Source organism: Neobacillus cucumis, assembly GCF_023715505.1.
Window position 1 is genome coordinate 492,201 of record NZ_JAMBOH010000001.1, and the last position, 26,101, is coordinate 518,301.

The window sequence follows — 26,101 nt, forward strand, 5'->3', positions numbered from 1 at the left end:
TTTTAGACACTCCAAAAAGGAAAGATTTGCTGTTGCACTTTTTATGAAATCAAAATAAAGAACGGCTTCCTATAGAAGTTTTAATGCACACATGGATTAAATTATGGCGAATGAGATAAAAATTTGTTGCGAACAATCATGCGGACAAATTTATAAATTGGGGTAGTATTATTGGTTCTGCAAAAACAAAATTAGGTCAGCTAGTTGAGTTCTACTCTCGTTAATTGATACGAGTTGTAAAATGCACAAAGAAAACCCTAGAATCGTTGATATTACTCAACTTCTGGGGTTTTTTATTTCTTGCTGCTTTATAGAATAATGTATTATCCCCCAAATAGTTGGGGGGGCTTTGGGGGAAGATTTAACAAAATTATTCAAGTGGACAGACGTATACTGCCTTGTAAAAAGCCTATTGTATGAAATAAAACAGATCGTACTGGTGACATCAACATGTTTGTCACCAGTACCTTACCATCATTATTCCACGATCAACAAGAACATCTTTATTTTTTCATCAAATTTGCACAGTTTTTTTATTTGTTATTTTAAAACTATTCAAAACTCTCATTTCTTTCACTTTCCCACTGCAGATGCCATTCTCGTGCAAGTTGGATTTCCTCTGCAAAGATTCTTTCCTCCCGATTTGCCCAATCAGCTACACAATTATTGTGATGCTCTTTTAAATCTGAGATCAACCTTAAGCAAGGTTGCATTTGCTCTGCAAGGGAACCACTCCAATTATTCGGCCTAAAAGTTGACTTAAATTGATTCAATACTATAATTGGTTCATAACAATTCGTAATAATATTTAGTGCAAGTGGCGTCCATTCCTTGCCATTCTCACCATTAATAAATGGGACAATTGCCGATGCCACTTTTGGATATCTCGTTTCTGGGGCATGCTCACACCACTTTATTATCAAGTCATCACTAATTTCAGCCAATGGGTTGACTCTGTCTGAAAATATCTCGTTTATCTTATAATTAATCTCGGTCTTTCCTAAAAAAGAATCTAGAAAGGCTAATGGCTGCACTGAAGCAAGTGCCATTATTACCTCACTGTACTCTCCAGGGAAAATATCGAATTCCTCAAAAGCAATTGTTATTTTATCACAAAGAGCCCTTGCAGCGCCTTTTGCAGATTCTTTAGTAAAACACACACGTATAATATTAGCTACCTCATAATTCCTTCTGTCAGCTCTGAAATCTTTTCCTAAAAATGGATAAATTAAAAGTAATTCCTGCCCTAAAGAAACAATCGTGTCACTTAAAGGAGTCTCCCTTTCAAGACCATGAAGTCTCATTTGCAAAATATCAACTGCTATAAGGACACCTTCAGGTTTTGTAGAAATTAATTTAAGTAATTCCGAGAAATCGTCGTCCTTTATACTTTTATGGGATTGTCCGTAGGCTAAACTACCATATCTCCATATAGGAGCTATCCCTAATTTTAGTGACGCCTTAAGCCTCTCTACATCTTGAACATTAATTTCCACACTCGTTTGTAGCTCTGGATATACTGCAGATAATACCTCATCTGTAACAGCCTCATCTAGAAGCTTCGCTGAAAGTTCCCTCTCTCTCTGAGAGATAGTATTTAAAAATCCCCGTAGTAGTTGATAATTACGTTTTTGCTCATCAATAAGGGATAATTGCTGCTGAAAATATTTCCACATTTTTTCAGGTTGGTTACATCCTTCAGCTAGTCCTTGTCCGAATCTAAATATATTAGCACCATTACTGTTTAAGAGTTCTGGGAATAATTCCCTGTATAATTCGCTACTTGAACCTACTTTTCTTCCTAAAGACCGAGTAACCTTTTCTATTCGATAATAGATATCACCCTCTGTTTCCTCCTGTTCATACAGAGCATCTTCAACATCTAAAACACCTCCATTATTTGCGAGTGCAAACAGTTTTGCCTGTTCAATTAAAGTCTTAGGTTTGAGCATATTGTCAATTTTATTTAAACGAGAAAGTGATTCTTGACTCATACCTTCACCATCAAACCTTTTTGTGGTTTTAACCGCTAGCCAACCTTCCCTCCAAGCACTTTTACTAGCTATTTCGTTTGCTGCAATTTCAAGCTCATTATACATTCCTGCCTTTATCCATAGCCCTCTGAATTTCTCTGCCAATAGAGCTTTTGTTTTAGGAGCTACTGATAATTCAGAAACCGTAAGTGATATAGTATAATCAATAAACAATTTATACCAGTGGTGAACCTCTTCTTTACTACTCGGTGAAAATCCGTAGTCTCTAGAGTGTGCACCAAATTCAAATTCGTGGTGGCTAACAAAATGCCACGATTCCAATGCGGCACTTAACAAATTAACACCTAGCTCAACTTGGTCTTGGAAATTTGAGTCTATTAACATTGAAATTACATAAAGTCTTTGTTCGGGTGTCGCGTGTGTGCCTGAAAGGTATATATAAAATAATGATTGTAGCAATTTCCTAATGGAATTGTAATTTTCCTTAGGGCTCTCTGACAATGCAAATTGACAAAGTAGAAAAGTAGATCTTGCGAATAAGTCTTTGTCATAGGCAAGTGCCCTAAGCAGTGTAGTTATTTCGTGGTAGTGAACATTTTTACGAGAAAAAAACCTCCTATTATCTTCACTATTCCATACTTGTTCAATAGCTTTAAGTGTTAAATCTGGATTTATCGGGGCAATGTTTTTAAGCAAAGCAATACCAGTATCATTTAATTCACTAACATTTCCCAACAAACCATCTTCAGCAAGCCACATTCTAGATACCTCTACCGCAACCCCACATTCATGTAGATAACTCAAACGTCTAGAAAATGACTTTAATAATCTAGGGGATGAATTTTCAAATGCATCCAATATACTAACAAGTGGTATATTTTCAAGAGCCCTTTTTGCAAGTCTATTCGCTACAGCGTGGGGTAAAACTGCTCTCCATATACCTCTTTGCTGAACAAGCTCGCGCCGCTTCAACTCGCTTACATTTTCATATACATCCTGCACACTCATACCAATTAAAGATCCTATAAGTTTCAGCTCATCTTCTGCCGTATTGAAATTAAATGAATATACAAGAGAACAGACTTCAGCAACTCGTAACAAGGATTGATTTGGCTCATTCCTCTGTTGGAATAATCTATTAAACAGTTCTTGATCTCTTAAATTAGCCAAATTCTCCCCTCGTCGGATTGTATTGGCTAGAGCTATCGCAATACGGGCATTTCCCCCAGAAAATTCAGCAATCGTCCGTCTATCTACTTGACTTACATAAGAAAATCGGTTAAAGATTATTTTTTCAATTATATCAATAGAAGCAGGTTCTAACCGGTACACTTCAGTTTCTTCAGGTTGATCATCTCTAACATCATATTCAACGGTAATTAAACTTACTAAGCTACCCGCTATGGAGCATATGGAAGTTAAACGCTTATGCAATTCAGGAGGACAATTATCAACAACTATAGTTGCTGGTCTCCCTTGAGCAAGTATTTGCTCAGCAAAATTACGTGGATCTGGGCTAGGACTGTCACTAATATCAGAATAAAAAACTTGTGACTTATTTAATGCTCTCTCACCAATTCGCTCGTCGAACAGTGCTTGTACAAACCTAGTTTTTCCTACACCTGATAGACCTACTAAACGAACGGAAGACCTAGGACGAACAAGAATTGATCGAATTTCATTTATGCCATCAATTGCAGATAGACCCTCTAACCGAAGATTGGAACTGTTTTTAAGCCGAATTTGCCCATCTAACCAATACTCTTCCTGATCTCCTTCGGGAGAACCAGCCCAATTTCCATATGGTCGCCATCCCTGAAGTGATCGACCTATCTTATTTCTTACCCAAAGAACAAGTGATGGATGACTACGAACCCAACCCGCAACTCTATCACGATCATAAAAATCAACCTTAAGATCAGAAGAGTTTGGATATTCTAGCACTGCTTCCCGCATAGCAACTTTGCGAGCATTTAGGGCAGAATCAGCAGTTGAACCTTGGCTACTAACTATAATGTAGGCTCCATCTGAATCAATTAAATCCTTAATAACTTGTCTTAGAACACCATGTGGTCGCATTTCATCGATTATTGAAGATCGTGGCATGTCAGGTTTTTTTACTTGGAAACCAGTTTTCGACCTAGGTATAAAACTGTCCCGATGTAAGGCAGTTGTAAGTTCAACGCGGACATCAATCCCTCCATCAGGTGCATTTTGATGACCTCCCCAAGTAACACCCGCAGATGGAAAGCCCATATTACGTAGTTCCGCTTCACAAAGAAGGCCAATTAGTGATCTTAAATCTATATCACTAAGCAGACTAATATCATCTCCTGTAATCTCAAACATAACTCCATAAGCCCCTTTTAATTTTAATTTAATAAATTGTTAATGGTAGTTATTTACTTTTTCAAACTTTAAATCTATTAATTATTTTATCATACAATCTTTAGTAAAATTAAAGTAAGTACCTGCTAGAACAATGATAATTACTCATTTTTCAGCCCATAATAAATCGTCAGGTTATAATATTTTATCTCGTTAAATTATTTTGAATATTTCATTGTACTTTCGCCAATAAAGATAAAGGAGGCGATAAAATGATAATATTTGAAGTAATATTAGCTTTGATTTTAGCTGGTGCTTTCGTACATTTCCAATTAATTAAAAGAAAAAATAACTATGAGGCATCTTTGTTGGCTCAACACATTAATACAAGTGAAGAAATGAAAAGAACCCTAGCTATGGGATTATACTTGCGATTTAAAACAGAAACCGGAGACAATCCTCCTAACTATTCATCAACTTACATTAAGCAGGATCCATTTATGTTCGAACATTTCGTTGCTGAGGTAATTGAAAAAGCCAAAGGTGGATCAACATGGGTTTCTCCTTCTTCAGGCGACTTCGGAGTGGATTTTGAACATACAACTGAAGAAGGATTATTTTTGGGGCAAGTAAAGTGTTATCTTAACGATGTTCCATTTGATCCAATAGCACTAATTCACTCAAATATGGTTAAAATGGGAGCAAAAGGTGGATATGTAATCACAACAAGTTCGTTTACTCCTGCTGCAAAACAATATGCTGAAGGATTAGGCATTGAATTAATTGACGGAGTAAGGCTTGTTGAATTATGGTTAAGTGGATTGGTAAATGTAGAACAAGAAATTAAAAAATTATTGCCTGAATATGTGTAAAAATAGCCCTTCTCCTATTCGAGAGGGGCTTTACCCGTTCCTATTAATCCCATTATATTTAGCCATTTATTGCAATGTCCCCTATAGTAAAGACTAATTAATAGTCAATCCTTTTTCATCCAAAATGGCGTCAATTGTGGAAATTGACTGTATAAATGGTCTACTTTTGCTCTTTGTTCATAATCATGGATGCTCCTACTATGACGTTCATTTTCTACCTTTAATCGCTCGAATTGTTCCTCGAAATAATCTTCTCTTTCTTCGAAATAATCAATTTGCTCTTTTAAGTTTTCAATTAACTCAATCAGCTTAGGTTTTGTATATTTATTATACTCTTCACTTTTAATAGAAATCCCCCCAATATTATTGATTATTTATTAGGACTATCGTATATCTATGTGCCGTTTGCACTTCGTACACTGAAACAAGTTAGTTTCGACTTCTTTGTGTCGTTTCAACTTCCTGCATGTTTGACAGCTTAACGTCACATATCGGCCGGCGGATTCATTAACAACTATGCTATTCTCTTCTAAGGCCAATTCCTCTTGTTCATCCTCCTTCCCTATAGAATAAAACACATACACCAAAATCACGGTTATACCACCCAAAATATAGCTAAAAAAACTCAATAACCGTCCTCCCTTCCACTCAAAACGTAGTTAAGTTCACCTTTATTATGGACGACCACTACTCGGTAAGCCCTTTCCGTGCAAAATTCCTTCTGTAACTCCGAGACCAGCAATGCATCATTAAGTCCCTTTTCGATAAGTAGTGCCGCCAGTGTTGTTGGTTTCATATTGCACGCAGCTGCCAATCGATTTAACTTATACGCTTGCTTATTTGTTAGCGACACGTTCACCCTATGAACTTTCTTTCCCCCTAAGCCTTTCCCTTCTATCAAATCGCAAATCCCCTTTCCAATCGTCATGACAATTGACACTGTCAACCGTGTTACACTGTTACGAAGTGCCTGCGAGAGAAGAGGCTACTCCGTTTTCAGTATTAACGGAGTCCCTTTCGTTACTATTGCAGTATGAGCAGCTGGTGCTTGAACAGGTGTTCTTTCGGATTTAATCACCTTTCGCTGCCGCATATCCTTCTCGATCAGCCTCTTAACGTAACCGGAGAAATTGACGTTCTCGATGCGTTCTAGATACAGCCTATCTTCTTCATTGTTTACGTTGAATGATACGGATTTGATGACCTTATTTTTACTCATTTACACCCCTCCTTTCGGTTGATTACTCTATGGTATGAATGGTAATACTTAATTATGAATAAACAAGGTATGTTTATATGAATTTCTAAGGTTAAATTTCAACCCTAAAGATTCAAGGAGGAATTGAAGCTAATTTGCGGTATTATTTTTATAGGTGATGATAATGTGGAAATGTAACATCGAGGCACTAATAAAAGAAAGCGGACTAAGAAAAGATTACATAGCCGAAAAAATAAAGGTATCTCCGCGCCAGCTACGGAAATACGAAAAATTCGAGTTATTCATTCCCGCCGAAACCGGCTTATTGCTGGCGGAGCTGCTTAACTGTAAATTTGACGATTTTTACGAAAAAATAAAAGATAAAGAATGAACGGTATGACCGCCCTGTACACGCAAACTCTCTAGCTTAAGCTACTGCGAGTTACGTCCATGGGCGGAGTATTGCCTGCGAAGATTTAGGCGGTATGACAGGTATGACCACTATGATCTTCAAATTCAGGGTTGTTTTCACAGTCGAAACAAAAAAAGATAATATTGTTTTTGAAAACCAACAAGAATAACCGCTAGTGCAGGGAACACTAACGGTTAGATACTGTGATTGAAGCGGCTTCCTAATCCTTTTTCTAATAGTAGTAAAGCCCTGCCGTCAGCCTAACAATACATTCAAATCCAAAATTTACACAATCATTACGATTTGTTAATGCCCTAGTTCATCTGAATTGGGTAAATTAATGAAGTAGACCAAATCCCTTAATGTATCCGGTACTGAGCCGGATATTTTTTGTCGGTGTCAACTAACGACCTTCACTCCCACCACACAATCGAAATTCACTCGCTCAAACTCTCCTTCTTTAACTTCAATCCGCAGCTCATGCGTTAGGGGATCGACGAAGTGTATTCGCCCTGTCATTTCCTTCGTAAAGCCATCCACCCATATCGTCAGCTTTACCGAATGGTTATGTTCCAATGCGTACATAATGCATAAATCGAACTCTTCTGTTTCATGCTCGTCAATGATTGGCTTCCTTTCTCGTTCTGTATCTCGCCAAAAATCACGCTGTGTCTTCACCAATTCTGGCAACTGAAATGCCGCTTGCCATTTAATCATACCGCGATCACGTATCGCCATATAATCATCTCCTTTTCTAATATTATATACGAACAAACGTTCTAAAATACAGAAATAAAAAACGCCAAAAATGGCGTAAATAATGCACTACTCTTAATCACTGAGATTACTTCAAGCTTCTAGAGTGTCTCGTTTTTATAAAATACCCCGTTTGTAAAATACGATGGAGTTCATCCTTTGCCTTACTTTTTATAACATTCTTTACATACTCCTTACTAACAGCTTCGTTTTCCAGTTGAATGCCGCGGCGATATAATACACGGACTACTTCAGCTATACTGTTACTGAAGGCATATTCTTTAATAATCAGTTTATCTAATGTTTCTGCCTCATATAGTTCCGCTAAATCTATATACTCCTGAAGCCTTTCTACTTCTTCTTTTGCTCTCCTTACGGTGATCAACTTTGTCATAGAACATCTCCTCTCATAAGAAGAAGATTCTATTTATTGAAATAAAAACCTTTTGACGATATTGTGAATATTTGTTTATTCCAATAGTTGTTAGGAGCAAATTTTAGTAATAGACATATATTTGCTCATTGTGAATGATTGGAAAAAACTCGAATAGATACAACAAAAAATGTCGAATTAAAGTATAATAGATTTATTGAAAAATTGTTAGTTCGTGTGGGTACAGAATCTCATTTTACTAAAATGAAGGTTGAGTATGGGGGAGAAACTTATGAGAGATGATGGCAAAATATCCAAAAGTGATCTAGATTATATTATGAATCAGCTGAAACAAACTCAAAAGGAAACAGCTGCCACTTTAGCAGTACAACCAGCTAGAGCTGTTCATCGGCATCAAAAATTACAATTGTTTAGATCTTGGATTTGGGGAATTGTAATAGGGGTTATCGTTAGTCTAGTCATTTTATATGCAGGGACTGTTTACTTACAAAAAGGAGAAACATTAAAAAGTTCATCAGTAGTTGAGAGCATTCAAAAATTAGCTACATTGACAACGGCACAAGCACATATCAAAACTATTGTATCTAAAGAAGATAATAAATTATTTGGCAATAGCATCCCATGGGATATTCCTGGGTCAAAAAGGACGTTATTTTTTGTCGTTCCTGGAGATGTGACTGCAGGTGTTGACTTGAAAAATTTGACTAAAAAGGACATCACCTTGGATACGGACAAGAAGGCGATTCATATCACTTTGCCACATGCCACAATTGTCCAGGCTCCATCTATCGACTTAAAGAAAATTCAACCCTATTCAAGTGAAGGTATATTTCGTAGTAGTGTCACCAACTGGGATGATGGGTCCCAACTAGCAAATCTTGCTAAACGAAAAATAAAAAAGGAAGCCATTCAGTTTGGTCTTTTAAAAACTGCTGAAGATAATGCCCGCCTAGCCCTACAAGATTTTTTTAAAAATCTAAATTATACCGTAACTGTTACTTTCAAATAATCGGTTGCAGCTTTGGCAAGAGTTCAAGATTGATTGCTGCGGCGGTCTTTTTTTTTGTGTGCTAACGTGGCAGTTTAATGGAATAAGGAGTTTTACGATAACTAGGTTACTAACATTAAGGATTATCATATGGGGAATATAAATTTATTCGTTTTTTGAAGTATTTTGGTAGTATAATAGTATTGGTGTTTCTACAGATATTTACAAAAAGGGGACAATTTATGAAGAAATTAACCTACCTATTTATGGTGTTTTTATTAGTTTTCCTTGCAGCTTGTACATCAAATGAAACAACTAGCAAAGAGGAAAAAATCAAAATAAATAAAACTCAAGAAGTAAGCAAAAAGAAAGCAGCCACTGTTGAAAGCAAAAAAAACACACCTGACGATGAAGTCGAAAAAACGACTAGTGAAAGCGCAGTTAGTCCAAGCGTTCCTGCCACACCAACGATAACAAGTGTTAATGGTGACTTTGACTACAGTAAATATAAACTAATTGCAGTAGATGGCGGAGATATGTCAGGATATAGAGAGCCAAATGTAAGAGTTGATATCGGGTTTGGCGACAGGGAATATTGGGCTTTTACAAATGAATACGGGCAGCTAATTCGTGTTGAGGCAAAAAATATAACACTCCAAAATCCGAATACTGATCATGTTTTGTCATCAGGTAGATATTACTCTGATGAAGCAAATGTTCCTGGTACAGAGAGTCCAACCTTGGATAAAGGGCATGTGATTGCTGACTCACTTGGGGGAGTATCAAACGCATATAACATTACACCTCAGGACAGCATTCTCAATAGGCACGGCGATCAAGCTTATATGGAAAAAGTGATTCGAGATGCAGGAGGTTGTACAGATTTCGTAGCAGTGATTCAATATCCAAATACTCAGACGCAAATTCCTAATCATTATAAATTCACATACAAAATTCAGGGTAGAAGCATTACAGATGAATTTGACAATGTAAACCCAGATGAAGTGAACAAAAATTTAGGTGAAACGACAGCCACAAGCAGTACGCCACCGAAAACAGACAATGTACCAGCAAACGAAACGGTAAGTAGTAATGAAAATGTTAGTAAGGTGGATACCAATCATAATGGAAGTGTTACGATCGCTGAAGCCAAAGCTGCTGGCTTTAAAATGCCAATTACACGCGATTCATGGCTCTATAAATATATGGACGATCGAGATGGTGATGGACTAGTAGGTGAGTAAAGAAATATACTTACACTACGGGTAGCTTTAAATCAATAAGAAAGAGCCTAGAATATGCAAGTTTTTATACACTACTTGCGTATTTCGGCTCTTTTTACTTTCATAAAGATACTACCATTAATAGAAATTTTTAATTGCAAAATGCACAATAGTAAACCTTCCAGCAACCCCCTAATTATTGTAAACCACTTCCGTAGTATCATAGGTTAGAGGTGATAACAATGTTTATAAGCCCGATGCTACTCCATAAGATAGATAAACCATTAGATAGTAACGATTATGTTTCAGAACCAAAAATGGATGGGTTCCGACTCATTTTTTCAAATATAGAAGAGAAAAAGCTCTACACCCGCCATAAGACGGATGTTACGACTCGTTTTCCAGAGCTGCTTAATTTGGACATCCCAAAAGGGACTGTTCTAGATGGGTAAGTGGTGATCACAGATGCAACTGGTAAGCCAGATTTCGAGAAAGTAACCCACCTCCCACTCCATCAACGCATGGAAATTCTCAATGCGGTCATACCAGTTAATACACCTATTCTATCAAAAGTAATGAGCATTGATGGCACGGCATCGACAATGGCTAACAGACTGATAGCAAACGGATTGTAAAAGAGCCAAGGATTTGATAAAAGAAACAGAGTCAAAAGATATAACTGTATGCTAAAATAAGGAAGTAAAGGGGGAATATATACATGTCGGAAGAATTACAGACAGAAGAAACCGCCGTGTTAGAGGAAAGTAGACCTAGAAAAAAGAAGAAGGTTTGGCTTGGATTGGTCGTAGTGCTTTTAGTAGCCTCTATAGGAGGAGGCTTATTTTGGAAGCATGTTCAGACCGTCAAGGCTGAAGAAGCTGCAGCCGAGGCAAAGAAAAAGGCGATTAAAAATTATGAAAAAAATATGGGCCTGGCTTTAGCGGCAGCCATTGTTGTTGGCACACATTCAGAAAAGATGGCAGATCAATATCATGACGTTTGGTATTCTGCTATCTTCAATGACCGATATACAACTAGCGATGGCACGAAGCACTCCTATGGCTCATTTAACCAAGCGATTAAAGACCAAAATAGTGTTTATGAACAATCTGGAGATAATTTAAAGCTATTGTCAGAAATGGTTGTATTTGAAGGTTATATGAATAAACTTAAAAATCCACCATCTAAATATGAACAGCTTTATCAGGAGTTAGTTGATTTGTATGCGACAGCCTCAAGCTTTGAAAAATTGGCTGAATCTCCAAGTGGATCCTTGCAATCTTATACAAATGAATTTAATCAACGGGACTCAGAATTAGCTGAAAAAATAAAATCATTACAAGTACAATTACCGGAATAATCAAAAGCTCCCTAAACAGAGGGGAGCTTTTTTGTTAAGGTACGAAAAAAGTTTATTACGCAAAAATGAGCAGGTTTTCAGTGTTTAATTCTAATAAGTGAAGCTGCTCGCTAATCAGGAACCTGTTTCCTTTGTGGTATTTGACGTGTTGTACCATAAAGGATAAAAAGTAACCCACCTCCCTCCATCAACGCAAGGAAATTCTAAATGCGGTCATTCCAGTTAATTCTCCCTTCGTTCAAAGGTAATGAGTATTGACGGCAATGGCATCACCCTTTTTAATCTAATTAAGGAGCAGGATCTTGAAGGAATTGTACTGAAGAAAAAGGATAGCACTTACGAAGTAGGGAAACGGTCATACTCCTGGATTAAGATGATTAACTACCAATATGCAAATGTGGTCGTTAACGGGTACAAAAAAGATGATTTTGGCTGGCTCTTATCCTACGAGGATGGGAACTATGCGGGTATTATGGAACTAGGTGTTCCTAAAGATGTGAGAAAGAAAATTTATGAGATGAAAAAGAAGGGGGAGAATGATAAGTTTGTCTTTATTGAACCACTTACTTGTTATGTAAAATATAGAAATGTAACAAAGGTTGGACTGCTACGGCTCCCTTCTTTCATTTCAATAAATAACTAAAGCCCTTCCTATAGTATGGAGGGCTTGGTGGTCCAAATAAGTAATAATACAAAAACTCATAGAATATAAGAGTGGAATAATGATACGAAAGATAGCCAATCCATATGCCATCGTTCAAGAATTGTTATAGTCCTTCAGGTTTAGGTTTTTTTTCTTTACGCTGTTTAATAAATTCTTCTTTTATTAATTCAACTATCTCTTCATCTGTTTTATTTTCAAGTTGACCACTAATGATTTTTTTACATGTGTTTATATAAGCTACAGCAAGAGAAGTTGATATTGCAGTATTAACAGTTGCCTCAATTGCTCCTCCAGCAACGTAACCAATACCTGAAGCTTTAGCTAGTCCACCAAAAAAGTAAGCTAATCCCGCTGTTGCACCTGCTCTACCAATGATTCCAGCAACTACAGAGAGAAAGAAGTTTTTACCAAAATCAAGCCCGAAAATAACGGTAATACTCGCTAACATCGTAGCTTGAGCTGCTGCAACTGCTGCCAAATCTGCTCCTGTGGGCAAAAATGCAGATGCTGCTGATCCTGCTATTAGAGAACTTGCAGTAGCCCACGCAACATTAATTTTTTTTTGTAAGTCAACTTTTTGAGCTGCAGTATAAGCATTTCTTAATTGCTCTGGAAGAAGTTGAAAGGTTATTTCAGATAATTCCTGGAGTCCAAAAGGTTTTTTATATATAAAATTTCCATCATTATCGTCATCTTCAATAATATATGTTTCGGCCAGAACTTTTACTATTTGTTTATAAGGGACATTGTAAGATTTAATTTTATTGAAAAGTGTATTGTCCTTTTTATTAATTGTTTGAGTTAATACAATGATAACTGGCATTTCCTCTGCAATTTCCTTTATCCATTCAATCTCCTCTGTCTCAATACGATTACTAAGCGTATTTATACAATACCAACATGCATTAATCCTTTTAGATATATCATCACTTTTTTTAAGCTCCTTAATTTCTTTTATTATTTCACTTTTTGTCTCCTTTTGTGCCTTTTCGCCTAATTCTAATCCACGAGTATCCCATATCGAAATCGGCACACCTTCTTTTTCGTACTTAATTAGATTTTGTGAAACAGGCGTTCCAACACCCGTCTCTGCTATGTTTCCAGAAAAAATCGAATTAATAAGCGTACTTTTCCCAACTCCCGTTTTACCTACTACTAGAATATTGGGACGATGTTTATTTATTTCATTTACCTGCTTATCAAATATATCTTTGAAATTAAAATTTACCCCCGTTTTTGTTGCCATAGTACATACCTCCACTTTTTAATTAAATTCCTCAATATACCATAATAGTTAAAATTCGGTACAGATTTTAAATTTCCTTTATATTTTTTCAGCTTTGGGTTTAACATAAGGGAGCAATGGAGCCTTAACCTGTACTAACTTTCCAAAAAGCACTAAGATAAGCCATTTAACTAACTTAGTTTCAAAGAATTTAAATACATTTCTGCTATTCGTTCTTGTTGAACTACTATTAACTTAACCTCCCTGCCAATTTCTTCAGAAAGTTCTTCCTCTAATTCTGCTATTTGTTTTAGATAATCTTCTCCAAGTTCACCCATAATGAAAAGATATGCCACATTTTTTTTTGAATTGTATATACATTTCCTTAAATCAGCAATTGGACGTCGATCACTTACTTTACCTGCGTAATTTTTACATTGTAAAGGAATATCTTCTAGTAATATTTCGTTTGATAATGGATCAGTAATACGAATTAGTAGGTCCCACCCTTTACCAGAATCACGAACGACCGCTTCCATTCCTGGAGTGCTATTAATTAAATCAGCTATAAAGTATTCAAAGTTCTTTGCAGGCCATTTTTTCGATATCATCTCAATGGTTGTTTTAATAATTGCTGATTTAGTTTCAGAAAGGGCTATTTCGTCTGTAAGTTTTTCATTAAAATCATCTTGAATCCATATTTTTTCTATGATGAGGTTGTTAATATTTTGAATTGCTTCTTGGGGATATATCTGATAATAATGTCCTCTTTTGGTTAAGGCATGTCTCATGGACTTTGATATGTATTTAGATTCAATGGATATAAATTCTGTAGTAATGGGCCTGCAATGAATAAAATGATTAAAATCCTCTTTTTCATCCGTTTCATAATCATACCCATCAGTTACCTCAGCAATTAAAAACTGTCGCAAAGGCTGCCCAAATTGAACAATTAGAATGTCACCTGTTTGAAGGCGATTTACAAGAAATTGTGTATAACGCCATATGATTCTTTCACTTTTGCTCATTTCATTTCTGCTTTTATTCTTAATTACGTTTAAGTTTGAGCCTGGCCAGCCCCAACCAAAATGAAGTCGGCCATTTAAAAATTCATTAAACATCCATCGTTGATCTCGTTCATTTATAGCAACTAGTTTATAATATTGAGTCATTACTACTCCCTCCTAGTAATTTATAAAAATACTGTAATTCAACTATGTCAGTACGATCCATTGAAGGTTCTATATCTTTCTTACTCCAAATATGAACAACATCTTCAAGTTTCATAAAGGTTTCCAACACAATATCAGGGTCTTTCTGATTGTTTTCTAAATAGCCAAGTAATAGTTTCCATTTAATTACCAGTTCTTCCGAATCCCTATCCATATCTTTTTTCATTGTTTTCTGCACTATAATCCTTCTCTTTATCCAAAACTAATCTTCCTCTGTTTATTTAAGTTTTAGGTTGTTATCAAAATTTCTCCAGCCGTCCACTTTACTATTGCTAAACGTTACGGAAGATAGGCCATAATTCCAGATTTCGGTACTGCCGAGCTTAGTCACCGAGCTTGGGGTTCCCATGATTCTTCTCACATCCTCTTGAGAGACGCCAATGTCTATTCCATCCGCACCAGTTTCTTCACTGGTGCTGGCAGCCACTACAGGCATTTTGTCGAGCTGGGATTGAAGGTCGGAATTTTTTTGAGTAAGTGTAATGTTTTCATCCTGGACATCACTTAAGGTACTTTTTAAATCTTTGTAGACCTGTTCAAGTTTCCCATACCGCTTTTCTAGGACACTATTATGGTTCTGGTTACTGTACCAGACGCCGATTAAGGCGAATACCAATGCACCGTTCAGTAGATAAGAAAACGTCGCCCCCTTCCTCCGCTTTACACCAGTTACATCCTGCTGTTTGCTGAGGATGTATTCTTGGTCATATTTGATTCTTTTTTGATCATCCGTCAATATCTCATAAGCGTGGTTAATGAGGATGAATTGTTTCCTTGTGTCTTCATTGTCTGGATTGTAGATTTTTGCCTTTTCTTTATAAGCTTCACGGATTTCCTCTTTCCCTGCATGGAGGGATACGCCGAGTGCCTTATAATAATCTTCCATGTTTTTTCTCCCCTCTGAATAATCTTTAAAGCAGGCTTTAAACCGCCCCCAACCCCTTGGATGACTGACTTTATTTGCTTTTATACAGTTATGTCAGTTGAACAATATTTTGTATTTCTTGTTGTATAAGTTCCCATTCCTTTTAAATAAGTAATGGAAGATGCTTTATTAATATTTAAAATCCTTCTTAAATAAAAAGAAAACCATTTCGGACCTGAGGAACAATCCATGCCCTTATCATTCTTATTTTCTAGTCTTTGATGGATAATTTGTTTTAAAAGAGGATTCTTTTACGGCTTTTTTTACAAAATCCAAGATTTTAGTTATGGAGTAGTTTCCAGATTGAAAAAAGTCTGGATAGAGTGAGATCACTACTGCATCATGATTAGGTGGCTTAATTTGTTCAGTCTGATCAAAATGAAAACCCGTAATTCTTTTTCTTTTTTCTTTCAGTTTTAATCCCAGATACTCCTCCAAATTCTCTACACTGTATCTTCCCGGAAACAAGTCTAACACAATTCTCATTCTCGATTCTTCAACATCTACTTGTCCCCATTTAATGTTGTGTAAGTTATAAGGGCTAAATCCTTCTCCCTTTTTCTCTGTCGTTTTGGTATAACAACCTGGACTTCCATGAATTTCGCCTTTTAATGTTTGTACAAATTCAATTCTTTCCATAAACTCCTCCACCTTATTGTTAATGTTGTTTAAAGAAATAGGTCCTCCTAGAATTTCCCTTATAGGTGTATAAGGTTGGTTTTATAAAAGACGCCAGCGTTCCCCCTATTGCCGCTGTTCCCCTATCAACGCTCTTTGTTTGAGATATTTCTGATTATTTGAAGTGATATGTCTGTAATTTTTTGGCCCCACCCAAACAAGGCGCTCTCGGGTCACGTTGCCTTCCTTATCTTGGTGGTCTATGTACAGAAAAAAATCAGGTTCAGTCAAAAGTTGAGCAAGTCCGGTTAAGGTCCTTTCACCATATGAAGTAGCCGTTTCTCCCTCTTTCCGCAATCCAATCTTGTCTCGGACAATTCGGGATAATGCCCGAATATCCCCCAAATCCATATGGTACTCGTCGTTATTATACCTACGCTCTGAATTTAGACCAATATCAATCTCCTTTCCATACAAAAGGAAATTTGTAATCATCTTTGTATAAGTCCATCAGATAAAACCGTCCACATGTTTGGAAATACCATTAATGTAATCTGGGTCTTCTTTCAACTTGTTTAACACATATATGGTCATAGAGTTCACTCCTTTTAATTACAATAATCTGCAAACCGAGTGTAATGGAATAATTCAACTTAATAGTACTTTATTCCTGCATTATTAGTTAATTCCAGTTTTATAAATGGAAAATCTCTTATAAATAAAAAGACAGCCACAGCGGCCGCCCTTTTTCTGCTTTCTTAATTTATTGACTAATATTAGCTTTTTTTGCCCTAATAAGCGTGCTTTTACTTATTCCAGTAATATCTTCGACTTGTTTGTAAGAGTTTGTTTCCAGTAACACCAAAGCATGCTCAATTTGAGCCTTTTTGAATTTTTTCGGACGTCCCTCTCTAAAATCCCCGCGCTGCTTTGCTATAGCCTTACCTTCCTGTGTGCGCTCCACAATCATATCTCTTTCAAACTCTGCAAACCCACTCATTATGGTTAAAATCAGTTTTCCTGTTGGAGTATTTTCTACCAATCCCATATTTAAAACATGTACTTTGACACCATGTTCAAACAGATTCCTTATGATTTGGATAGCGTCGACTGCTGAACGGGCAAAACGATCCAATTTGGTCACAACAAGCGTGTCACCTTCTTTTAAGCGTGAAAGAACCTCTTGAAAATGCGGCCGCTCCTTTTTTGTTCCAGTCATTTTTTCGGAAAAGATTTGGCTGCATCCCTCACTTTTTAATACCTGAATTTGTGCATCTAAATCTTGTCCAATGGTTGAAACCCTGGCGTATCCATACTTCACAAAAATCCCCCACTTTGCAACTCTATTTTTGACCATAAGTTATGACACCAGTTGATACCCTGATTTTATCACTTCCAATTTTTGGAGTCAAAACTTTTAAGTTATGACACCGATATATATATAAGTCGATTTCCTACTATTAATAAGTGATCCAATTCTCAATTCAGAACTTCCTATTGGCGTAATAAAAAGCACCCTCTAAAGGATGCTTAATCATTTGTAATTCTCTGTTGATTTCTTTCTGGTTGATTAATGAATTCATTAAGGAAAAGACCCAAAAAATTCATTGCGGTACTTGAATAATAATAATAGTTCAACCATATAAACCCTAATATCACCACTTCTATTGAGACTACCAGTACGATATCTAGTGCCCCTAATGATATTGACTTGATTATAAATAAAGAAATAATAAAGGATGTCAACACACTAAAAAATAATACTCCTAAACTATGTGTTGTTGAGAGAAGATGACGGTATCTTTCTGCTAAGTAATCACGCTTATTTTGATTCATTAAACTAAGTTCACTTTGCCAAAGATACTCTAAATATAAATATTCTTTTTCATCATCATTAGGAAATTTCCTAATGTATCCCGTAATATTGCCGGTTATTTTGTATATTCCTTTTCTTTTTGAAGCTACCCAAGAATAACCGAAATAAAGCTGATGAAATAGATATCCAACAGGTACACCTATACTTGCTAAGGTAATTATCGCACTTAAAGATTTTACTGGGTCTTTATTTATCAACTTAAACGCGTCTATATCCTTAGAAACAATTAAAAATATCCCCACTGTTAGTAGAAATACCCAACCAGGAATCCCCCATCTTATTAAATATTTTGTCTCAAATTTCATATTGCTTGCACCTCCTTTTCTCGTACATGCTTTATTGTAGCGAGAAAAGGTGATTTTGCAGATAATTCTTGTAGACAAATATCGACAAGACGTCTTTACTGCGGTAGACGGAAAACCGCCACGATTCTCTCCTTTGACGCTGGGAAGTGGCTTTAACTAAAAATTTATGTCTGACCGGTTCCTAAGTGGACTCCTTAAGATAAATAACGCACCCTATAGTTTAAGTACAATGTTTCACAAACTTCTTATGGAATTAGAAAAAAGACTAAAAGAAACCCGTCCTTTAACTAAAGAACATATCATTCCCCCAAACAATTCCCATAAATAATAGCCACGTTAAAGCAGGAATTGCTAAACTTTTAATTGCTCCCAACCACTTGTACTTTTTATAACGACTCCTCAAAATTCTATCGGTAATAAAAAATATTATAGATGCTCCAAGACTAAACCAGAACAATATCAGTCCAAAAATGATATGTGAGGCTCCAGAAACAAAAAGTTCTGCCTTTTTTTCTTTAACCTTGATTGATATAAAATCTCCGAGCTTATCACTGATAATTGATGTTAATACACCATAAATTAAGATTGCTGGAAAACTATACATCATATAAATTGGGATAATCGTACTGGTTGTCACTAAATAACTTTTGATTGAACTTAGATTTAAATCACCAGCAGGATTGGGTAGTGTTAATCCTAAAATAATTGCAAAAAAAGTCCCAGAAATTGAAGCAGATATTATTTTTCTTGGTAAAATGGTCTTCACCCCTCTTTTGTACATTTTTTCTATATTTTAACATATTAGAGGTTTTAATTTTCTTTTTTTCTTGAACTAATCTACTTCGTTAGTGAAACAAGAAAAATAGCCACAGCAACGACTCTTTGTTTCGTTAAAGCACCCGTTAATTGAAGAAGAAAAGCACATTAAAGAGTAGTTATTAGTTGTTATTTTCAAGTATAAAATTTTCTACTTTTCCGTTCCATTTGACTTCAATATCCATAACATCTGAACTTGTGGTTGATTCTTTAATATGGTGGATTTCATTTTCTTTGAATGAACCATTCTTTTGTAATTCAATACTCCCCATACCCCAAGAATAATTTGGTGCTTTAATTTTAAATTCAAGATTTTTTACATCCTTACTATCTTTTCCTTTATACTTTAAATCGAAATTTTTAATTTCACTTTCACCATTCTGAGTTTCTAAATCTAATTTTGCTATCCAATTCTCATTTTCCCCAATAAAATTTAGTGGTTCTTTTGTTTGCTGACAAGCCACAAGGATAACAACCAATAGACAGAAAAAAACTCCTAATAATTTCTTCATTCCATCCCCTCCCTAATCACCTTAATTTTACCATATCTGTAGTAGAATAACTTTTATTCAACTAAACTGCCAGTTAGCACAATAAGAAAGGGGATAGCCGCAGCCATCCCGTCTTTAACATAAGCACCCTATAGTTAAAGAACGAATCATCATAACCCATTATGTTTATGTTCTTTTTTTAAAAGAATCTCGTAAAATTAAATAGCTAAATATTGGTATCATTACCACCATTGCTTCGTCATTTTTATAAAATAAAAAATACAGTCCAAATATCCAGGTAAATAATAAACTGATTACAATTAAAATGATTTTTTTTAATCTTTTTCCTTTATCATCTTCTTCAACTTTTGTTGTTTCCACGTTCACACTATTTGTCAGTTTAAATTCTTTTATAATGTCTAGGAAAGTGAATATTGAAACAATAACACAAAACAAACCTATAAATATGGCACTTACTCGGTGGTCATAAATCAGTTTACTGATACCAAAAATTAAACCAAAAAGTAATAAAATAGTATTTCTTAAAATGTCAGAATCCTTCTTTAAAAATGCTTTTATTCTACCCAATCTAAATCCCCTTATCTTATAAATTGTAAATTAATTATATCTCATTTAAGGTTTCCCTTCTTCAAGAAAACTGCCAATTACTTCAATAAGAAAAGCCGCCAAAAAAGGCAGCTGCGATCTTAAACTCTTGCACCCAGTTAGCTGAACAAGCCCTCAATTCTTTTTTGCTCTTTTTCTAATAAATGACTGTACTCTTCAAACTTAAAATTATCATTTAAATGTTCTGCAAAATACCTTGCCTTGTAGAATTTATTAAAAGAGTCGTGCTCACTTTCAATTTCTTTAAACGCTGTCACCAAATCTGTATATTTCATTAGCCACACTAATCCATCACTCAGGAAAGATTGTTTTATATTGTTTATAACTTTCTCGATATTTGCTCCATCTGGTTCTATCCACCAAATATCATTTCGCTTTTGTTCAGCAGGATTGTCAAAGTGATAGGTGTAATTAGATTGGTCAAGGCTACAGTATAACTGTTTTTGTAACTGGCATTGATGGGGTTTGGGTAGTAATTCAGCTTTAGTACCAATTTTTAGTTCACCGTCTTTAGGTGGAACAAAGCAATAATATATCCCTAATTCTACATACACAGACATAGGGGACCACCCTGTTACATCTGAAAAATACTTTCCAACAGCAGTTATGTCCAATACCCAAATACAGTGGTCCTTCCAACCCCAATTATTTCGAGTATTAACTTTATCAAATCCATTATCTTTTAATGTTGGAGATAAAATTTTTCTAATCAATTTATTTATTTCAGGAGAGCCAATCATTCTTATTCCACCTCTGAACCCTTTGTTACCATATATTATAAATCGATTTCTTATTAAACTGAACTGTTAAATTAACAAGAAAAAAAGCGACCTCCGTTATTGAAGTATCGCACCCGTTAGCTTAAGTACTTTGTTTCACAAACTTTTCTTTGTTATAGGAATGCTGCCCTTTAGCTAAACAAAAAAAGAGCATTAATCCTTCTTAGATTAATGCCCCCGTTTGTTTAAGGTAATTCTTCACAATATCCGATGACACCAGCTCATAAAATTCCAACCGACACCCCATTTTTCATTCTATTAATATGAACGTTCTTAATAGATACCGACAAGGGATGCGCTGACAAAACATTAATGTGGCGAATGCACCGCTTCGTGGCTTACTACGACCCGGCGGATGAAGAACGCTATGACTACGCCAATCAGTGCTATAATCATCGCAAACAGGAACACGTTTTGTGATCCAGCCGTCATCGCGTTTGCCATTTCGGCCTGTTGGGCCGGAGCGGAGGAGCCGTGCAAGTATTTCTCCATACTGCCCGTAAGAATACTGATTGCGACCGCTGTTCCAATCGCGCCTATGACCTGCTGAAGGGTGTTCATGACTGCCGTGCCGTGAGGGTATAACTCCGGCGGCAATTGATTTAGCCCGTTCGTTTGAGCAGGCATCCATATCATGCCTACCCCAATCATGAGCCCAATATGCAAAGCCACGATTAAAGCCACTGAAGAAGCAGGCGAAAGGGTAGTAAAGAACCATAACATGACTGAAACGATCACGAGTCCGGGAATAACAAGCCATTTCGGGCCATATTTATCGAACAAGCTACCCATACGCGGGGAGAGGATACCGTTCAGCGCGCTGCCCGGCAAAAGCATGAGTCCCGCAGTGAAAACAGACAGACCTGCACCCGTCTGCAGAAACATCGGCAGGATAATCATGCTCGACATCATAATCAACATACACGACAGTATCAGGAGCAGCCCAACGACGAACATTGGGTACTTGAAAACGCTCAGATTCATCATCGGATCTCGCATCACGTTCTGCCGCAGTATGAACAGAACCAGCGCGACGAGCCCAACAATGATGGAAGTGATCACAACTGCGCTACCCCAGCCTTCAGATCCTTCGCCTGCCTTACTGAAGCCGAAGACAACTCCTCCAAAGCCGATCGTTGACAATACGACAGACAGTAAATCTATCCGGGGCTTCGTGACATCGGTAACATTTTCCAGATACTTCAGCCCTACCAACAATCCAATAACCAGGAACGGCAGAGAGAACCAGAAGATATAATGCCATGTTAAATACTCGATTAATAGACCGGCAATGGTCGGGCCGGTTGCTGGCGCAAACATGATAACAAGTCCAACGAAGCCCATCGCCGCTCCCCGCTTTTCCGGCGGGTATATGACAAGAATCGTATTAAACATGAGCGGCAACAATAACCCCATGCCTACAGCCTGTAAAACTCGAGCGACCATCAACATTTCAAAATTAAACGCGAGCGCCGCAATAAGTGTACCCAGAATTAAGCTTGTGAGTGAACCTGTGAACATCTGTCTAGTTGTAAACCTCTGCAGCAGTAGGCCGCTCATCGGCATTAAAATGCCAAGAGTCAGCAAGAAACCGGTGGTTAACCACTGTGCGGTTGCGGCTGAAATTTGGAACACTTCCATTAAATTAGTCATTGCTATATTTAGAGCGGTCTCGCTAAACATGCCGACAAAACCGCAGATAAGCAGCGATGCCAAGATGGCACGCGTATTGTATTGCTTCTTCATTTCTATATCCCCTTGTATTAACAATTTAAGTATTAACCGTTTATTTTTTAGCAAATCCTATCACGTTTGGAGTAGATCGAAGAAAACTAAATAATGCTTAGCTTGCTAACTAATCTGCTGGTGATTACCCAGTTAAGATATTTCTGCGTCACCCTTCTCCAAATTCTTAATAAGTGTAGAAATTCATTGTCCTTTTTATTTATCTAAAACACCGATTCTCAAGAAGAACCCTTCTTATAGACTTCTTCAAGCAATTTAGATATTAATAACTTTAGTGAGGAATTAACTTCATTTTTTACAAATTCCCCGTCTTCGTTCAATTTATTGTTCGCTCCGGAAATTAATAATGCTCCACCATCGAATACATTCGCGTTTAGCATACTTAAATTGAGTTGTATTGCTTGATGAGCATTTTCCCCATCACATGAAGCTGTAATGACCGCTACTGGTTTCGAATAAAGCTCAGCAGACGACACCAACCATTCTAAAGCATTTTTCAAGACACCAGGTATACCCTTTATATATTCGGGTGTACATATAATGACTCCATCTGCTCGTGAAAGCAATTCTCTATATACTTGCACCTCTACCGGGGGGTTATCATTATCTAATTCACGATTAAAATGCGGAAGTTTTTCAATACCATTGTATATTTCATATTCAACATTGTCGGGCATGAATTTTTTTAGGCCTTTAAGCGCTTTTAGAGTGGATGATTGTTTCCGACTACTTCCTGATAGGGCTACGATACTAACCTTTGTTTCCATACGAATCTCTCCTTCAATAAATATTAATTAAAATTACTTCACTTCAGAGACTCTGGGCTTCTAAATATATATTTAGGGTGCTAACTATATATTTAGTATACTAAACATTTTTTTGAGAGAAAACTTAGAATAAGTTTTTCTCCATTCGCTTTATTAAATCCCTTAATATTAAGCGTTCTTCGGCTGAAATTGACTGTAGTAATTTTTTTTGCTGCTGTTTCCATTTAAATTCAACGGGTTCTTCTAATTCTTTGCCTTTGTCCGTTAGATAAATTCGCATAACCCTTGCATCTTCTTCATCACGTTTACGGTATATGAAACCATTCTGCTCTAGCGATTTAACCATATTTGTTACCGTAGGCGGTTCGCATTTTAAATGTTCACATAGCTGCATTTGTGTTATTCCATCACCCAACCACAAACGCGCGAGTAAATTATCTTGGCCTACATAAAGATTAAGTTCTCTAAGACTCTCACTATAATTCCGACGCATCTGGGAAGAAACTTTATCCAAGGACATACGAATATCACAGTCAACACTAACCTTCATAGATGAACCTCCTCTAGCCAAAAAATATTTAGTGGGCTAAATATATCATGGTTGTTTTTTAGTTGTCAACATTATTACATTGATTGCTCTTCTTCAGCTAAACTGCCCCGTTAGCAGAACAAGAAAAGAGACTGCTCTTATTGAACAATCGCACCCGTTACTTCAATAAGCCGTTTTTTTTCATTTCGGCTAAAAAATCTGGGTCAACCCATACTTCCTCTACTTCGTAGTCTTCCAAATCTTCGCCAGTAACCGATTTAATCATTTCAAGGAAATCCTCAAAATTATTAGCGATAGGTAGGAGGTCCTTATTTTCAATATCATCAATTTCGTGGTCCCAAAAGAACAAATGCCCGTTGTCACCAGCTAAACAGACCAAATTACCGCCTTCTGTTCTAGCAATTGGTATGTAACCTTTTGGTATTATTTCTTTGTAAATCTTGAAATTCGTTTTTAAATCATTAATTTTCTCTATACCTATTCCAAATAAATCAGTGATTGCAATTGAAAGAATTTCGCTGTTTGGAAGTTCAATTATAGTGTTTTCAGGGTCTCCACCATTGTATTCTGTTAAAAAATCAATATATTCTTGTGGTAATTTATAGCCAATCACATCTTCAAAATCAGATAATTTTTTATTATGAAGTTTTTTATTATTAGGTCTTATCGGTAACAAATTGTCCCCTCCTAGTTAATGGATAATTTAATTATAAACCGATTTCCTTCTTCAACTAAACTGCTCCGTTAGCTCAACAAGAAAAAAGACCGCCGCAGCGATCATCAACTTTAGTTAAAGCTACCCGTTAGTGTAAGTATATTCCTTCACAAAGTTCCAGTTTCTAAGTTTACTGTCTCAATCCTTCCACTTTAAATGATTTAATTCTTCGCACCTTTTTACTCTTGACATCCACTCAATATTCCCTGCAAATGTTTCTGAGCATTTAAATTCAATTTGTTTTGTTTGCTTGCCAAGGATACACTCAATAAATCCTGAGTAATCCCTTGTTTCATCGGGATTACGTGAAGAGCTATAAAAATTCAAAAGTTTATACTCATAGTTTAAATTTGGCATTCTGTCAAATACACGAGCTGAAAATACACTTTTTAAATTTACATAAGTTAAAGAATCCAGTCCCCATCGTATCGTTATTTTTCCGTCTAGATATATGGCTTTAATCTTGGCATATCTTCCAATATCATCTTTTGAAATCTTCAGGATTTCAAACTGCGGTAGCTCTCGATTACGTGTCATTATTATCATCCCTAATATCTTTGACTTAGCTTAAACGCTTGTTTTTTAGTATTCGAGTTTTTATGAATGAAACCCTTCTTGAAGTAAACTGCCCTTTAGTTGAAGAAGAATTATCCATCAGAAGGCTTATCTGGCTCAAAGTGGGATAACCAATTCTCGTAATAATCATTCCCTTTTTCCTTCCAGAACACCACAGCAGGGTATTTAGGAATTTGCTTCATAAGTTCATTTGCCGTTGTTTCTCCGAAGTCCCTAATAAAAACTTTCTTATCCAGAGGAAACGCTGAAATCTTGAATTTCTCCATTTCAGCGTTAGTATAGCCTGCTATATCTCTTAACCAGAAGGCAGCAATTTCCTTACTTTGGCTAATAACAACTTGAACGATTTGAAATTTGAAATCATCGCCTATTGCATATCCTTTTAGCTCTTTAACTGTTTTCATTGTTCTTTAACCCCTAATATTAAAGTCATAAAAATGTATTCGCTGCACGAACTTATTACTCCTTCTTCCACTAAACTGCTCCGTTAGTCGAAGAAGAAAAGGAGCTGCAGCAGCAACCCCAATCTTTAACTATTGTTCGCAATAGGTAAGCATTTGAAGTTATCTCCAGCTTTTCCCCTGCTCCACACGGAACGTGATAGTTTCCCATCATTCCGCGTTCCATCTATCTATACATTGGTAAATTATAAGTTCCATGTTAC

The 26,101-nt window shown here is 36.3% G+C and carries 31 protein-coding genes; 8 read left to right on the forward strand and 23 right to left on the reverse strand.

Features of this window, described 5'->3' with window-relative positions; translation table 11 throughout:
* Nucleotides 1-551: 551 nt before the first annotated feature.
* Nucleotides 552-4,343, reverse strand: a complete 3,792-nt coding sequence (locus tag M3226_RS02600; RefSeq protein WP_251562252.1) for an ATP-binding protein — start codon at nucleotides 4,341-4,343, stop codon at nucleotides 552-554.
* A gap of 251 nt (nucleotides 4,344-4,594) precedes the next feature.
* Between M3226_RS02600 and M3226_RS02605 the strand changes: the two genes are divergently transcribed.
* Nucleotides 4,595-5,194: a restriction endonuclease gene (locus tag M3226_RS02605; protein WP_251562255.1), complete on the forward strand. Its 600-nt coding sequence runs from the start codon at nucleotides 4,595-4,597 to the stop codon at nucleotides 5,192-5,194.
* Between the two features lie 625 nt (nucleotides 5,195-5,819).
* Here the strand turns inward: M3226_RS02605 and M3226_RS02610 are convergent.
* Together M3226_RS02610 and M3226_RS02615 are read right to left on the reverse strand one after the other, a co-directional pair.
* Nucleotides 5,820-6,095 (reverse strand): hypothetical protein, encoded by a 276-nt coding sequence (locus tag M3226_RS02610; protein WP_251562257.1) that lies wholly within the window; start codon nucleotides 6,093-6,095, stop codon nucleotides 5,820-5,822.
* An 84-nt stretch (nucleotides 6,096-6,179) separates the two neighbouring features.
* The gene (locus tag M3226_RS02615; RefSeq protein WP_251562259.1) at nucleotides 6,180-6,413 is read right to left on the reverse strand and encodes a hypothetical protein; all 234 of its coding nucleotides are present in this window, start codon (nucleotides 6,411-6,413) and stop codon (nucleotides 6,180-6,182) included.
* Nucleotides 6,414-6,576: 163 nt separating this feature from the next.
* On the opposite strand from M3226_RS02615, the gene M3226_RS02620 reads away from it, so the two are divergent.
* Entirely contained in the window at nucleotides 6,577-6,783 is a 207-nt protein-coding gene (locus M3226_RS02620) for a helix-turn-helix domain-containing protein (RefSeq protein WP_251562261.1), read from the forward strand.
* 420 nt (nucleotides 6,784-7,203) lie between these two features.
* On the opposite strand, the gene M3226_RS02625 is transcribed toward M3226_RS02620, so the two are convergent.
* Nucleotides 7,204-7,542, reverse strand: a complete 339-nt coding sequence (locus M3226_RS02625; protein WP_251562263.1) for a YolD-like family protein — start codon at nucleotides 7,540-7,542, stop codon at nucleotides 7,204-7,206.
* 106 nt (nucleotides 7,543-7,648) lie between these two features.
* Nucleotides 7,649-7,954: a hypothetical protein gene (locus tag M3226_RS02630; RefSeq protein ID WP_251562265.1), complete on the reverse strand. Its 306-nt coding sequence runs from the start codon at nucleotides 7,952-7,954 to the stop codon at nucleotides 7,649-7,651.
* A 271-nt stretch (nucleotides 7,955-8,225) separates the two neighbouring features.
* Here M3226_RS02630 and M3226_RS02635 point away from each other — a divergent pair, with 271 nt between their 5' ends.
* The 6 genes from M3226_RS02635 to M3226_RS02660 all read left to right on the forward strand — a co-directional run bounded on the left by M3226_RS02635 (nucleotide 8,226) and on the right by M3226_RS02660 (nucleotide 12,168).
* Nucleotides 8,226-8,963 carry a DUF4230 domain-containing protein gene (locus M3226_RS02635; RefSeq protein WP_251562267.1) on the forward strand — a complete coding sequence of 246 codons (738 nt, stop codon included), beginning with the start codon at nucleotides 8,226-8,228 and terminating at the stop codon, nucleotides 8,961-8,963.
* Nucleotides 8,964-9,184: 221 nt separating this feature from the next.
* A complete protein-coding gene (locus M3226_RS02640) occupies nucleotides 9,185-10,186 on the forward strand; it encodes a DNA/RNA non-specific endonuclease (RefSeq protein ID WP_251562269.1) in 1,002 nt (333 codons plus the stop codon).
* Nucleotides 10,187-10,407: 221 nt separating this feature from the next.
* Complete coding sequence (locus tag M3226_RS02645; protein ID WP_251562271.1) at nucleotides 10,408-10,617, forward strand: hypothetical protein; 210 nt, start codon at nucleotides 10,408-10,410, stop codon at nucleotides 10,615-10,617.
* Nucleotides 10,618-10,800, forward strand: coding sequence for a hypothetical protein (locus M3226_RS02650; RefSeq protein WP_251562273.1), 183 nt, complete (start codon nucleotides 10,618-10,620; stop codon nucleotides 10,798-10,800). It begins immediately after the preceding gene.
* 83 nt (nucleotides 10,801-10,883) lie between these two features.
* A complete protein-coding gene (locus M3226_RS02655; RefSeq protein WP_251562275.1) occupies nucleotides 10,884-11,525 on the forward strand; it encodes a hypothetical protein in 642 nt (213 codons plus the stop codon).
* A gap of 247 nt (nucleotides 11,526-11,772) precedes the next feature.
* Entirely contained in the window at nucleotides 11,773-12,168 is a 396-nt protein-coding gene (locus M3226_RS02660) for an ATP-dependent DNA ligase (RefSeq protein WP_251562277.1), read from the forward strand.
* Nucleotides 12,169-12,292: 124 nt separating this feature from the next.
* Here M3226_RS02660 and M3226_RS02665 read toward each other — a convergent pair whose 3' ends face one another.
* The 18 genes from M3226_RS02665 to M3226_RS02750 all read right to left on the reverse strand — a co-directional run bounded on the left by M3226_RS02665 (nucleotide 12,293) and on the right by M3226_RS02750 (nucleotide 25,841).
* Nucleotides 12,293-13,435 carry a GTPase gene (locus M3226_RS02665; protein WP_251562278.1) on the reverse strand — a complete coding sequence of 381 codons (1,143 nt, stop codon included), beginning with the start codon at nucleotides 13,433-13,435 and terminating at the stop codon, nucleotides 12,293-12,295.
* Nucleotides 13,436-13,605: 170 nt separating this feature from the next.
* Nucleotides 13,606-14,586, reverse strand: a complete 981-nt coding sequence (locus tag M3226_RS02670; protein ID WP_251562280.1) for a hypothetical protein — start codon at nucleotides 14,584-14,586, stop codon at nucleotides 13,606-13,608.
* The gene (locus M3226_RS02675; RefSeq protein WP_251562282.1) at nucleotides 14,570-14,824 is read right to left on the reverse strand and encodes a hypothetical protein; all 255 of its coding nucleotides are present in this window, start codon (nucleotides 14,822-14,824) and stop codon (nucleotides 14,570-14,572) included. The genes M3226_RS02670 and M3226_RS02675 overlap by 17 nt, the downstream gene beginning before the upstream one ends.
* 39 nt (nucleotides 14,825-14,863) lie before the next feature.
* On the reverse strand, nucleotides 14,864-15,532 hold the full coding sequence (locus M3226_RS02680) for a J domain-containing protein (RefSeq protein WP_251562284.1): 669 nt from the start codon (nucleotides 15,530-15,532) through the stop codon (nucleotides 14,864-14,866).
* 243 nt (nucleotides 15,533-15,775) lie between these two features.
* Entirely contained in the window at nucleotides 15,776-16,210 is a 435-nt protein-coding gene (locus tag M3226_RS02685; RefSeq protein WP_251562286.1) for a hypothetical protein, read from the reverse strand.
* 105 nt (nucleotides 16,211-16,315) lie between these two features.
* Entirely contained in the window at nucleotides 16,316-16,684 is a 369-nt protein-coding gene (locus tag M3226_RS02690) for a hypothetical protein (protein ID WP_251562288.1), read from the reverse strand.
* Between the two features lie 268 nt (nucleotides 16,685-16,952).
* The gene (locus M3226_RS02695; protein ID WP_251562371.1) at nucleotides 16,953-17,510 is read right to left on the reverse strand and encodes a recombinase family protein; all 558 of its coding nucleotides are present in this window, start codon (nucleotides 17,508-17,510) and stop codon (nucleotides 16,953-16,955) included.
* A 209-nt stretch (nucleotides 17,511-17,719) separates the two neighbouring features.
* Nucleotides 17,720-18,370 carry a hypothetical protein gene (locus M3226_RS02700; RefSeq protein WP_251562290.1) on the reverse strand — a complete coding sequence of 217 codons (651 nt, stop codon included), beginning with the start codon at nucleotides 18,368-18,370 and terminating at the stop codon, nucleotides 17,720-17,722.
* A gap of 283 nt (nucleotides 18,371-18,653) precedes the next feature.
* On the reverse strand, nucleotides 18,654-19,136 hold the full coding sequence (locus tag M3226_RS02705) for a hypothetical protein (RefSeq protein ID WP_251562292.1): 483 nt from the start codon (nucleotides 19,134-19,136) through the stop codon (nucleotides 18,654-18,656).
* Between the two features lie 172 nt (nucleotides 19,137-19,308).
* The gene (locus M3226_RS02710; protein WP_251562294.1) at nucleotides 19,309-19,698 is read right to left on the reverse strand and encodes a hypothetical protein; all 390 of its coding nucleotides are present in this window, start codon (nucleotides 19,696-19,698) and stop codon (nucleotides 19,309-19,311) included.
* A 165-nt stretch (nucleotides 19,699-19,863) separates the two neighbouring features.
* The gene (locus tag M3226_RS02715; RefSeq protein ID WP_251562296.1) at nucleotides 19,864-20,265 is read right to left on the reverse strand and encodes a hypothetical protein; all 402 of its coding nucleotides are present in this window, start codon (nucleotides 20,263-20,265) and stop codon (nucleotides 19,864-19,866) included.
* A gap of 137 nt (nucleotides 20,266-20,402) precedes the next feature.
* Complete coding sequence (locus M3226_RS02720) at nucleotides 20,403-21,044, reverse strand: hypothetical protein (RefSeq protein WP_251562298.1); 642 nt, start codon at nucleotides 21,042-21,044, stop codon at nucleotides 20,403-20,405.
* Between the two features lie 348 nt (nucleotides 21,045-21,392).
* Nucleotides 21,393-22,853 (reverse strand): DHA2 family efflux MFS transporter permease subunit, encoded by a 1,461-nt coding sequence (locus M3226_RS02725; RefSeq protein ID WP_374110531.1) that lies wholly within the window; start codon nucleotides 22,851-22,853, stop codon nucleotides 21,393-21,395.
* Nucleotides 22,854-23,047: 194 nt separating this feature from the next.
* Nucleotides 23,048-23,596, reverse strand: coding sequence for an NADPH-dependent FMN reductase (locus M3226_RS02730; RefSeq protein ID WP_251562302.1), 549 nt, complete (start codon nucleotides 23,594-23,596; stop codon nucleotides 23,048-23,050).
* Between the two features lie 124 nt (nucleotides 23,597-23,720).
* The gene (locus M3226_RS02735) at nucleotides 23,721-24,146 is read right to left on the reverse strand and encodes a MarR family winged helix-turn-helix transcriptional regulator (protein WP_251562304.1); all 426 of its coding nucleotides are present in this window, start codon (nucleotides 24,144-24,146) and stop codon (nucleotides 23,721-23,723) included.
* A 157-nt stretch (nucleotides 24,147-24,303) separates the two neighbouring features.
* Nucleotides 24,304-24,822 (reverse strand): SMI1/KNR4 family protein, encoded by a 519-nt coding sequence (locus M3226_RS02740; protein ID WP_251562306.1) that lies wholly within the window; start codon nucleotides 24,820-24,822, stop codon nucleotides 24,304-24,306.
* A gap of 177 nt (nucleotides 24,823-24,999) precedes the next feature.
* A complete protein-coding gene (locus tag M3226_RS02745) occupies nucleotides 25,000-25,398 on the reverse strand; it encodes a hypothetical protein (protein ID WP_251562307.1) in 399 nt (132 codons plus the stop codon).
* A gap of 110 nt (nucleotides 25,399-25,508) precedes the next feature.
* Nucleotides 25,509-25,841, reverse strand: a complete 333-nt coding sequence (locus tag M3226_RS02750) for a hypothetical protein (RefSeq protein ID WP_251562309.1) — start codon at nucleotides 25,839-25,841, stop codon at nucleotides 25,509-25,511.
* Between the last annotated feature and the right edge of the window lie 260 nt (nucleotides 25,842-26,101).